The 9,825-nt window shown below is 63.5% G+C and carries 21 protein-coding genes; all 21 read left to right on the top strand.

The window, feature by feature from the left end:
* Window positions 1–72 precede the first annotated feature (72 nt).
* The 21 genes from rpsJ (at window position 73) to rplO (ending at window position 9,724) form a co-directional block, all read left to right on the top strand.
* The gene (gene rpsJ, locus BN1233_RS20100) at window positions 73–381 is read left to right on the top strand and encodes a 30S ribosomal protein S10 (RefSeq protein WP_009764298.1); all 309 of its coding nucleotides are present in this window, start codon (window positions 73–75) and stop codon (window positions 379–381) included.
* Between the two features lie 46 nt (window positions 382–427).
* Complete coding sequence (gene rplC, locus BN1233_RS20095) at window positions 428–1,159, top strand: 50S ribosomal protein L3 (RefSeq protein ID WP_046865496.1); 732 nt, start codon at window positions 428–430, stop codon at window positions 1,157–1,159.
* Window positions 1,159–1,779, top strand: a complete 621-nt coding sequence (rplD, locus tag BN1233_RS20090) for a 50S ribosomal protein L4 (protein WP_046865357.1) — start codon at window positions 1,159–1,161, stop codon at window positions 1,777–1,779. The genes rplC and rplD overlap by 1 nt, the downstream gene beginning before the upstream one ends.
* Window positions 1,776–2,072, top strand: a complete 297-nt coding sequence (locus BN1233_RS20085) for a 50S ribosomal protein L23 (protein ID WP_046865356.1) — start codon at window positions 1,776–1,778, stop codon at window positions 2,070–2,072. Before rplD ends, BN1233_RS20085 begins: the two co-directional genes overlap by 4 nt.
* A gap of 20 nt (window positions 2,073–2,092) precedes the next feature.
* Entirely contained in the window at window positions 2,093–2,938 is an 846-nt protein-coding gene (rplB, locus tag BN1233_RS20080) for a 50S ribosomal protein L2 (protein ID WP_046865355.1), read from the top strand.
* 9 nt (window positions 2,939–2,947) lie between these two features.
* Window positions 2,948–3,226 carry a 30S ribosomal protein S19 gene (gene rpsS / locus BN1233_RS20075; protein ID WP_046865354.1) on the top strand — a complete coding sequence of 93 codons (279 nt, stop codon included), beginning with the start codon at window positions 2,948–2,950 and terminating at the stop codon, window positions 3,224–3,226.
* A gap of 2 nt (window positions 3,227–3,228) precedes the next feature.
* Window positions 3,229–3,615: a 50S ribosomal protein L22 gene (rplV, locus tag BN1233_RS20070; protein ID WP_046865353.1), complete on the top strand. Its 387-nt coding sequence runs from the start codon at window positions 3,229–3,231 to the stop codon at window positions 3,613–3,615.
* A 10-nt stretch (window positions 3,616–3,625) separates the two neighbouring features.
* Window positions 3,626–4,339, top strand: coding sequence for a 30S ribosomal protein S3 (gene rpsC / locus BN1233_RS20065; protein WP_046865352.1), 714 nt, complete (start codon window positions 3,626–3,628; stop codon window positions 4,337–4,339).
* 24 nt (window positions 4,340–4,363) lie between these two features.
* Entirely contained in the window at window positions 4,364–4,777 is a 414-nt protein-coding gene (rplP, locus tag BN1233_RS20060; protein ID WP_046865351.1) for a 50S ribosomal protein L16, read from the top strand.
* Between the two features lie 10 nt (window positions 4,778–4,787).
* Entirely contained in the window at window positions 4,788–5,000 is a 213-nt protein-coding gene (gene rpmC, locus BN1233_RS20055) for a 50S ribosomal protein L29 (protein ID WP_046865350.1), read from the top strand.
* 13 nt (window positions 5,001–5,013) lie between these two features.
* Window positions 5,014–5,253, top strand: a complete 240-nt coding sequence (gene rpsQ, locus BN1233_RS20050) for a 30S ribosomal protein S17 (RefSeq protein WP_046865349.1) — start codon at window positions 5,014–5,016, stop codon at window positions 5,251–5,253.
* Window positions 5,254–5,427: 174 nt separating this feature from the next.
* Entirely contained in the window at window positions 5,428–5,796 is a 369-nt protein-coding gene (gene rplN / locus BN1233_RS20045; protein ID WP_027317113.1) for a 50S ribosomal protein L14, read from the top strand.
* Window positions 5,796–6,113, top strand: a complete 318-nt coding sequence (rplX, locus tag BN1233_RS20040) for a 50S ribosomal protein L24 (protein WP_046865348.1) — start codon at window positions 5,796–5,798, stop codon at window positions 6,111–6,113. Before rplN ends, rplX begins: the two co-directional genes overlap by 1 nt.
* Window positions 6,106–6,672: a 50S ribosomal protein L5 gene (gene rplE, locus BN1233_RS20035; RefSeq protein ID WP_046865347.1), complete on the top strand. Its 567-nt coding sequence runs from the start codon at window positions 6,106–6,108 to the stop codon at window positions 6,670–6,672. The genes rplX and rplE overlap by 8 nt, the downstream gene beginning before the upstream one ends.
* 38 nt (window positions 6,673–6,710) lie before the next feature.
* Window positions 6,711–7,016 (top strand): 30S ribosomal protein S14, encoded by a 306-nt coding sequence (gene rpsN / locus BN1233_RS20030; protein WP_046865346.1) that lies wholly within the window; start codon window positions 6,711–6,713, stop codon window positions 7,014–7,016.
* Between the two features lie 12 nt (window positions 7,017–7,028).
* Window positions 7,029–7,427, top strand: a complete 399-nt coding sequence (gene rpsH / locus BN1233_RS20025; protein ID WP_046865345.1) for a 30S ribosomal protein S8 — start codon at window positions 7,029–7,031, stop codon at window positions 7,425–7,427.
* Between the two features lie 36 nt (window positions 7,428–7,463).
* Complete coding sequence (rplF, locus tag BN1233_RS20020; RefSeq protein WP_046865344.1) at window positions 7,464–7,997, top strand: 50S ribosomal protein L6; 534 nt, start codon at window positions 7,464–7,466, stop codon at window positions 7,995–7,997.
* A gap of 12 nt (window positions 7,998–8,009) precedes the next feature.
* Window positions 8,010–8,372 (top strand): 50S ribosomal protein L18, encoded by a 363-nt coding sequence (gene rplR, locus BN1233_RS20015; RefSeq protein ID WP_046865343.1) that lies wholly within the window; start codon window positions 8,010–8,012, stop codon window positions 8,370–8,372.
* 77 nt (window positions 8,373–8,449) lie between these two features.
* A complete protein-coding gene (gene rpsE, locus BN1233_RS20010; protein WP_046865342.1) occupies window positions 8,450–9,019 on the top strand; it encodes a 30S ribosomal protein S5 in 570 nt (189 codons plus the stop codon).
* Window positions 9,020–9,030: 11 nt separating this feature from the next.
* Window positions 9,031–9,240 (top strand): 50S ribosomal protein L30, encoded by a 210-nt coding sequence (gene rpmD / locus BN1233_RS20005; RefSeq protein WP_046865341.1) that lies wholly within the window; start codon window positions 9,031–9,033, stop codon window positions 9,238–9,240.
* 10 nt (window positions 9,241–9,250) lie between these two features.
* The gene (gene rplO / locus BN1233_RS20000; protein ID WP_046865340.1) at window positions 9,251–9,724 is read left to right on the top strand and encodes a 50S ribosomal protein L15; all 474 of its coding nucleotides are present in this window, start codon (window positions 9,251–9,253) and stop codon (window positions 9,722–9,724) included.
* Window positions 9,725–9,825: the final 101 nt, after the last annotated feature.

The following is a 9,825-nucleotide window of genomic DNA, read 5'->3' as shown; positions in this document are numbered from 1 at the left end:
AATCAGAGGACGGGTTTGGGGCGCGGCCGGCACGGTCGGCCGCGCCTTTCCTATTGAACAGGGCACGCCCAAATGAACGGTCAAAATATCCGCATCCGCCTCAAGGCGTTCGATCACCGGATCCTGGACGCTTCGACCCGCGAGATCGTGTCGACGGCGAAGCGGACCGGCGCCCAAGTGCGCGGACCCATCCCGCTGCCGACGCGCATCGAGCGTTTCACGGTGCTGCGCTCACCGCACATCGACAAGAAGTCACGCGAGCAGTTCGAGATGCGCACGCACAAGCGGGTGCTCGACATCGTGGACCCCACACCCCAGACCGTGGACGCGCTGATGAAGCTCGACCTCGCCGCGGGCGTGGACGTTGAGATCAAGCTCTGAGCCATTTGGCTTGGGGCTCTGGACATCGCGCCGAGAGGATATGCACATGCGCTCAGGCGTTATTGCACAAAAGGTCGGGATGACACGCATCTTCACGGATGCGGGTGAACACGTCCCTGTAACCGTCCTGAAGGTCGATCACTGCCAGGTGGTCGCCCACCGGACCAAGGACAAGAATGGCTACACCGCGCTGCAGGTCGGCGTCGGCAAGGCGAAGGTGAAGAACGTATCGCGCGCCGAGCGCGGCCGCTTCGCCGTCGCGAAGATCGAGCCGAAGCGCAAGCTGGCCGAGTTCCGCGTGTCCGAGGACGCGCTGATCCCGGTCGGCGCGGAGATCACGGCGGACCACTTCGTGGCGGGCCAGTTCGTCGACGTGACGGGCACCACCACGGGTAAGGGTTTCGCCGGCGGCATGAAACGCTGGAATTTCGGCGGTCTGCGGGCGTCGCACGGCGTGTCGATCTCGCACCGCTCGATCGGCTCCACCGGTGGTCGCCAGGATCCCGGCAAGACCTTTAAGAACAAGAAGATGCCGGGCCATCTCGGCGTCGAGCGGGTGACGACGCAGAACCTGCGCGTCGTCTCCACCGACGTGGAGCGCGGACTCATCCTCGTGGAGGGTGCGGTTCCGGGAGTGGCCGGCGGTTGGATCTACATCCGCGACGCGGTCAAGCGGAAGCTCCCGAAGGAGGTTCCGATGCCGGGCGCCTTCCGGGCCCCCAATGGGGACGCTGCCCCTGCGGCGCAGGCGGAGACAGTCTCTGAGGAGAATGCGTGATGAAACTCGATGTCACCACGCTCGAAGGCACCAGCGCCGGATCCGTCGAGCTCGACGAGGCCATCTTCGGTCTCGAGCCCCGGGCTGATCTGATCCAGCGGTGCGTCCGCTGGCAGCTTGCCAAGCGCCGCGTCGGCACGCATGCCGTCAAGAACCGCTCGGATATCAACCGCACGAGGCGGAAGATATACAAGCAGAAGGGCACGGGTAACGCTCGTCACGGTGCTGCGAGCGCTCCCCAGTTCCGGGGCGGTGGCCGCGCTTTCGGCCCGCAGGTCCGCAGTCATGAGCACGACCTTCCCAAGAAGGTCCGGGCGCTTGCGCTTCGGCACGCGTTGTCGTCGAAGGCCAAGGACTCCTCGCTGATCGTCGTCGACGACGTGAGGCTGGACGACGCGAAGACGAAGAGCCTGCGGGAGCGCTTCGGCAAGATGGGACTCGAGAACGCGCTCATTATCGGTGGCGCCGAGATCGAGACCAACTTCCAGCGGGCCGCGCGCAACATCCCGAACATCGACGTCCTGCCGGTGCAGGGCATCAACGTCTACGACATCCTGCGTCGTGAGAAGCTCGTTCTCACGAAGGCCGCTGTCGATGCGCTGGAGGCGCGCTTCAAATGAGCCTGGACCCGCGCCATTACGATGTGATCCTCAGCCCGGTGATCACCGAGAAGGCCACCAACCTCTCCGAGCAGAACAAGGTGGTGTTCCGCGTCAGGGCTGATGCGACGAAGCCGCAGATCAAGGAAGCGGTGGAGAAGCTGTTCGACGTCAAGGTGAGGAGCGTCAACACGCTCGTCACCAAGGGCAAGGTGAAGATGTTCCGCGGAATCCGCGGCCAGCGGTCGGACGTGAAGAAGGCGGTCGTGACTCTCGACGAGGGCCACTCCATCGATGTCACGACGGGCCTCTGATCGGTTGAGAGAGTGATCCGATGGCTTTGAAGACATTCAAACCGGTCACCCCCGGCCTTCGCCAGCTGGTGATCGTGAACCGCGGCGAGCTCTACAAGGGCAAGCCCGTCAAGGCGCTCACCGAGGGCAAGTCGGGGTCTGGTGGCCGCAACAATCTCGGTCGTGTGACCGTTCGCTTCCGTGGCGGCGGACACAAGCGTACCCTGCGGAACGTAGACTTCAGGCGGCGTGCCCGCCTGGGCGAAGTGGCGACCGTGGAGCGGATCGAGTACGATCCGAACCGCACGGCCTTCATCGCGCTCATTCAGTACGCCGACGGTGACCAGTCCTACATCCTGGCGCCGCAGCGCCTTGCGGTCGGAGACCAAGTCTCCGCCGGCGAGCAGGTCGACATCAAGCCCGGGAACGCAATGCCGGTCGGCAACATGCCTGTCGGCACGATCATCCACAACGTGGAGCTCAAGATCGGACGAGGTGGAGCGATCGCGCGGTCGGCTGGAGCCTATGCGCAGATCGTCGGCCGCGACCAGGGTTATGTCACGGTGCGTCTGAACTCGGGCGAGCAGCGCTTGGTCCACGGCCAGTGCTTCGCCACGGTGGGCGCGGTTTCGAACCCCGACCACATGAACACCAAGATCGGCAAGGCCGGCCGCAGCCGCTGGCTCGGCAGGCGTCCGCACAATCGTGGTGTCACCATGAACCCGATCGACCACCCCCATGGTGGTGGTGAAGGACGCACCTCCGGTGGCCGCCATCCGGTGACCCCGTGGGGAATTCCGACGAAGGGAAAGAAAACCCGTTCGAACAAGCGGACCGATAGATTCATCATGTCGAGCCGTCACGACCGGAAGAAGAAGAGAGGCTAAGAGGGCGTCATGGCACGTTCGCTTTGGAAGGGCCCGTTCGTCGACGGTTATCTCCTCAAGAAGGCCGAGGCCGCCCGTGGATCGGGCCGCAACGAGGTCATCAAGATCTGGAGCCGCCGCTCGACGATCCTGCCCCAGTTCGTGGGCCTCACATTCGGGGTCTACAACGGTCACAAGCACATCCCCGTCTACGTGAGCGAGGAGATGGTCGGGCACAAGTTCGGTGAATTTTCGCCGACCCGCACGTTCCATGGCCACGCCGCGGACAAGAAGGCCAAGAGGAGATAATCATGGGAAAACCCGCGACTCCTCGCGCGCTGGGCGACAATGAGGCGAAGGCCGTTGCCCGCATGCTGCGCGTCAGCCCGCAGAAGCTGAACCTCGTTGCCCAGTTGATCCGGGGCAAGAAGGTCTCGACGGCGCTGGCTGATCTCGAGTTCTCGCGCAAGCGGATTGCCCGTGATGTGCGCAAGTGCCTCGAGAGCGCCATCGCCAACGCGGAGAACAACCACAACCTCGACGTCGACGATCTCATCGTCACGCAGGCTTACGTCGGCAAGGCGCTCGTGATGAAGCGCTTCCATGCCCGGGCTCGCGGTCGGGGCGCCCGCATCATGAAGCCGTTCGCGAACCTCACGATCGTGGTTCGTGAAGTCACTGCCGACGCTGCGGCATAAGGAGATCCAGATGGGTCAGAAGGTTAACCCGATCGGTCTTCGGCTCGGCATCAACCGCACCTGGGATTCGCGCTGGTTCGCGGGCAAGGGCGAGTACGCCAAGCTGATGCATGAGGACATGGCGATCCGCGAAGCCCTCATGAAGCAGTTGAAGCAGGCGGCGGTGTCGAAGATCGTCATCGAGCGTCCGCACAAGAAGTGCCGTGTCACGATTCACTCCGCCCGGCCGGGTGTCGTGATCGGCAAGAAGGGCGCTGATATCGAGAAGCTCCGCAAGCTCGTCACGAAGATGACGAATGCGGATGTGGCGATCAACATCGTCGAAGTCCGCAAGCCCGAGATCGATGCCACGCTTGTCGCAGAGTCGATCGCTCAGCAGCTCGAGCGCCGCGTTGCCTTCCGGCGCGCGATGAAGCGCGCGGTGCAGTCGGCCATGCGCCTCGGCGCCGACGGTATTCGTATCAACTGTTCCGGTCGCCTCGGCGGCGCCGAGATCGCACGTCTCGAGTGGTATCGCGAGGGTCGCGTCCCGCTGCATACCCTGCGTGCGGATGTCGATTACGGCACGGCGACCGCCTTCACGACCTACGGGACGTGTGGGATCAAGGTGTGGATCTTCAAAGGCGAGATCCTGGAGCACGACCCGATGGCTCAGGACCGGCGCCAGAGCGAAGAGGGTCAGGGCCGCTCCGGTGGCCGCCGCGAACGCGAACACGCGGCGTAAGCTGGACGGCAGGAGAGGTTTGCCATGCTGCAACCGAAGAAGACAAAATTCCGCAAGCAGTTCAAAGGCCGGATTTCCGGCGTCGCGACGGCTGGGGCGGAGCTCAATTTCGGCCAGTTCGGCCTCAAGGCCATGGAGCCGGAGCGTGTGAACGCCCGGCAGATCGAGGCGGCGCGCCGCGCGATCACCCGTGCCATGAAGCGCGCTGGCCGGGTCTGGATCCGTATTTTCCCGGACATTCCGGTTTCGTCGAAGCCGACGGAAGTGCGTATGGGTAAGGGCAAGGGGTCGCCGGAGTTCTGGGCGGCTCGCGTCAAGCCCGGCCGTATCATGTTCGAGATCGACGGCGTCCCGGAGGACATCGCCCGTGAGGCACTGCGCCTCGGGGCGGCGAAGCTGCCGATCCGAACCCGGTTCATTCAGCGTATCGCCGAGTGAGGAGGAGACCATGAAGACTACGGAGAGGATCTCCAACCTTCGCTCGATGACGCCGGATCAGCTTCAGGACGAGCTCCTTCGTTTGAAGAAGGAGCAGTTCAACCTGCGGTTCCAGCGCGCCACCGGGCAGCTCGAGAACACCCGGCGCGTCGCCGAGGTTCGTAAGGACATCGCGCGCCTGAAGACGCTTCAGCGCCAGAAGGCCCTCGAGGCCAAGGCTTAAGAGGACTTTTGAAATGCCGAAGCGGGTTTTGCAGGGCGTCGTCGTCAGCGACAAGCAGAACAAGACCGTCGTCGTGAAGGTCGAGCGCCGGTTCACGCACCCGGTTCTGAAGAAGACGGTGCGCCGGACGAAGAATTACCACGCTCACGATGAGAACAATACGGCGAAGGTGGGCGATCTCGTGTTCATCGAGGAATCACGTCCGCTCTCCAAGCTGAAGAGCTGGGTCGTTGTTCAGGAGCCCGGGACCTAAGGTCCCGAGCCAAAGGATCAGCCTCCGGAAGGGGGTTGTCTTGAGTGGGCGGCCGGTATATACGGCCGCCTTTCGCAAAAAGGCAGGGGACGTCAGATCCCCATCAGGCGTAGTCCGGCGGGCAATCGTGCTCCGGAGCGGAAACCTGTCTGAAACAATGGAAAGGATCAAGCCATGATCCAGATGCAGACGAATCTGGACGTCGCCGACAATTCCGGCGCGCGTCGCGTGATGTGCATCAAGGTTCTGGGTGGCTCTAAGCGCAAATATGCTTCGGTCGGCGATATTATCGTCGTGTCGGTGAAGGAAGCGATTCCGCGTGGCCGCGTGAAGAAGGGCGACGTCATGAAGGCGGTCGTCGTGCGCACCGCGAAGGATATCCGGCGCCCGGATGGATCGGTGATCCGGTTCGATCGCAACGCCGCGGTTCTGATCAACAATCAGAAGGAGCCGGTCGGCACCCGCATCTTCGGGCCCGTTCCGCGCGAGCTGCGCGCCAAGAATCACATGAAGATCATTTCGCTGGCGCCCGAGGTGCTCTGATGGCCGCGAAGATTAAGAAGGGCGACAAGGTCGTCGTCCTGACCGGTCGCGACAAAGGCAAGACCGGCGAAGTCATCCAGGTTATGCCGAAGGAACAACGTGCGCTCGTGCGCGGCGTCAATCTCGTCCGGCGGCATCAGCGGCAGACGGCGAGCCAGGAAGGCGGCATCATCACGAAAGAGTCGCCGATCCACCTGTCGAACATCGCGTTTGCCGATCCAAGCACCGGCAAGGCGACCCGCGTCGGGTTCCGGATCATGGAAGACGGACGCAAGGTCCGGTTCGCCAAGCGTTCGGGAGATGTGATCGATGGCTAAGGCCCAGATGGACGGCTACACGCCGCGTTTGAAGAAGCACTACGAGGAAGTGGTGCGTCCGGCCCTGATCGAGGAGTTCGGCTACGCGAACCCGATGCAGGTTCCGACGATCGAGAAGATCACGCTCAACATGGGCGTGGGCGAGTCGACCGGTGACTCCAAGAAGGCAACAGTCGCGGCTGCCGACCTCGCGCTGATCGCGGGCCAGAAGCCGGTGATCACGCGCGCCCGGAAGGCGATATCGACCTTCAAGGTTCGCGAGAACATGCCGATCGGGTGCAAGGTGACCCTGCGCCAGGCGCGCATGTACGAGTTCCTCGATCGCCTGATCACGATCGCGCTGCCGCGCGTCCGCGACTTCCGTGGCCTGAACCCGAAGTCCTTCGACGGACGTGGCAACTACGCTCTCGGGATCAAGGAGCATATCGTGTTCCCCGAGATCAACTACGACAAGGCCGAGTCGGTCTGGGGTATGGACGTCGTCATCACGACGACGGCAAAGACGGATGCGGAGGCTCGCGCCCTGTTGCGTCATCTCAACTTCCCGTTCCGGCAGTGAGGATATCCGTCCTCAAACGCGGACACTGGAGATACTAAATGGCTAAGAAGAGCTCGATAGAGAAGAACAAGCATCGGCGGGCGCTCGTGAAGAAATTCGCGGGCCGGCGCGAGCGGCTGCTCGCCATCGCCAACGATGAAAGCAAGTCCATGGAGGAGCGCTTCGAGGCGCGCCTCAAGCTGGCAGAGCTTCCGCGCAACTCGGCTCCTTCACGGATCCGGAATCGCTGTGAGGTCACCGGACGCCCGCGGGCCTATTACCGCAAGCTCGGCATGTCGCGCATCGCGCTCCGCGAGCTCGGCTCCAAGGGGCTCATTCCGGGCCTCGTGAAGTCCAGCTGGTAAGGAGGGCACCCGATGTCGATCAATGATCCTTTGGGCGATATGCTCACCCGTATCCGCAATGCCCAGATGCGGCGCCGCGGAACGGTTATGACCCCCGGTTCCCGGCTTCGCGCTCGCGTGCTGGATGTGCTGAAGTCGGAAGGGTATATCCGCGATTATTCGCAGACCGATTACGGCAATGGCCGGACCGAGTTCGCGATCGAGCTCAAATACTATGACGGGCAGCCGGTCATCCGGAAGATCGAGCGTGTGTCGAAGCCAGGACGGCGCGTCTACACCTCGGTCGATACGATGCCGCGCGTCGCCGATGGGCTCGGTGTGATGATCATCTCGACGCCGCAGGGCGTGATGGCCGATCACGAGGCTCGGGAGAGGAACGTGGGCGGTGAAGTGCTCTGCCGGGTCTTCTGACCGGGCGGCGCTGCGATCAGCCACGGGAGATTTGCTATGTCTCGAGTAGGTAAGAGGCCGGTTCCGGTTCCGTCCGGAGCGACGGCTACCGTCGACGGCCAGACCGTCAAGGTGAAGGGGGCAAAGGGCGAGCTGTCGTTCGTCGTGCCCGAGGAAGTATCGGTTGCTCTGGAAGACGGAGCAGTCGTGGTCAATCCGCGTGATGATTCGAAGGTTGCGCGGGCCAAGTGGGGAATGTCGCGCTCCCAGGTGGAGAACCTCGTCGAGGGCGTCACCAAGGGCTTCGAGCGGCGTCTCGAGATCAACGGCGTGGGCTACCGTGCCGCGGTGGCCGGGAAGGTCCTCAAGCTGTCGCTCGGCTTCAGCCACGACGTGGACTATGAGATCCCGGCCGGCATCACGATCACGACTCCGAAGCCGACCGAGGTCGTCGTTGCCGGAATCGACAGGCAGCGCGTCGGACAGACCGCCGCCGAGATCCGCGAATTCCGCTCCCCGGAGCCCTACAAGGGTAAGGGCGTGAAGTATTCCGACGAGTTCATTTTCCGCAAGGAAGGCAAGAAGAAGTAAGGACGACGGGCCATGGCTGAGAAGAAAGGTGCCGAGGATCGGCGCAAGGCGCGTGTGCGCCGCGCGATCAGGAAGGCTGCCAACGGACGCCCGCGACTGTCGGTCTTCCGGTCCTCCAAGCAGATCTATGCTCAGGTCATCGACGACGCGCAGGGACTCACCTTGGCAGCGGCTTCGACCCTCGAGAAGGATCTTCGCGGAAAGCTGAAGACCGGGGCCGACGTTGCCGCGGCAAAGGAGGTCGGCCGGCTCATTGCGGAACGGGCGACCCAGGCAGGTGTCAAGCAGGTCGTCTTCGATCGCTCCGGCTATCTGTATCACGGCCGGGTGAAAGCCCTGGCCGATGCCGCTCGCGAAGGTGGCTTGGACTTCTGAGGATCCCGACGACGGCGCAGGGATTTTTCCCGAGCGAGCGGGGCCGTCGCCCGCGCAAGTGAGGACGTGAGAAGGAAATGGCGAGAGAACCCAGAGAGAGGGCTGATCGCGAAGAGCGCGACAGCGAGTTCGTCGACCGGCTGGTACACATCAACCGCGTCGCAAAGGTCGTGAAGGGCGGACGGCGCTTCGGCTTTGCTGCCCTCGTGGTGGTCGGCGACCAGAAGGGCCGCGTCGGCTTCGGCCATGGCAAGGCCCGCGAGGTGCCCGAGGCAATCCGCAAGGCGACCGATGCCGCGAAGCGGTCGATGATCCGAGTACCGCTGCGGGAGGGCCGGACGCTTCATCATGACGTTCAGGGTCGCTGGGGTGCAGGCAAGGTAGTGCTCCGGGCAGCCCCCCAGGGAACCGGCATCATTGCTGGTGGTCCGATGCGCGCTGTTTTCGAGACCCTCGGCATGCAGGACGTCGTTGCGAAATCGCTCGGCTCGTCCAACCCGTACAATCTTGTCCGGGCAACCTTCATGGCTCTCAAGAACGAGGACAGCCCCCGCGCGATCGCAGCACGCCGCGGCTTGAAAGTCTCGACCCTGCAGTCGCGCCGTCATGCGGCCGGCGAGGCCGAGACGGCTGGCGCCGAAGCGTAAGGGAGTGGATCATGGCCAACAACCCTAACGTATCCGCGGGCCAGACCATCACGGTCCAGCAGATCGGCTCGCCGATCCGCCGCGAGGCATCCCAGCGGCAGACCCTGATCGGGCTCAAGCTCAACAAGCTCCATAGGACCTCGACCCTGCCCAATACCCCAGAGGTGCGCGGCATGATCGCGAAGGTCAGGCACCTCGTGCGCGTTGTCGACGGGCAGTGAGGAGGGCACTATGAGACTAAATGGTATTCGCGACAACGAAGGCGCGACGAAGAGCCGGATGCGGGTTGGCCGCGGCATCGGCTCCGGCAAGGGCAAGACCGGCGGTCGCGGCGTCAAGGGGCAGACCAGCCGCTCCGGCGTGTCCATCAAGGGCTTCGAGGGCGGTCAGATGCCGCTTCATCGGCGGCTCCCGAAGCGCGGCTTCAACAAGCCGAACCGGCGTGAGCTGAACGAGGTCAATCTCGGTCGGATTCAGCAGGCCGTCGAGGCTGGGAAACTGGACGCCAACTTGGCGATCACAGTAGAGTCCCTCGTCGCGGCCGGCGTCGTTTCGAAGCCGCGGGACGGCGTGAAGATCCTCGGCGTTGGCGACCTCTCGTCCAAGCTGTCATTCCAGGTCGCCGGAGCGTCGAAGTCTGCCATCGCTGCGATCGAGAAGGCCGGCGGCTCCGTGACGATCCTTGGGGAAGTTGCACAGGCTTGAGCCCGGGCCCATATGGCGGGAGCAGCGGACGCCGGTTGTCCGGAAGGGTTCGCAAAATGCAGACGACATTAGCGCCTGGTTTGATTCAACCGAGTAGAATC

Origin of the sequence: Microvirga massiliensis (genome assembly GCF_001006805.1) — a bacterium.
Lineage (GTDB): Bacteria > Pseudomonadota > Alphaproteobacteria > Rhizobiales > Beijerinckiaceae > Microvirga > Microvirga massiliensis.
This window is presented reverse-complemented; position numbering and strand designations above follow the sequence as displayed.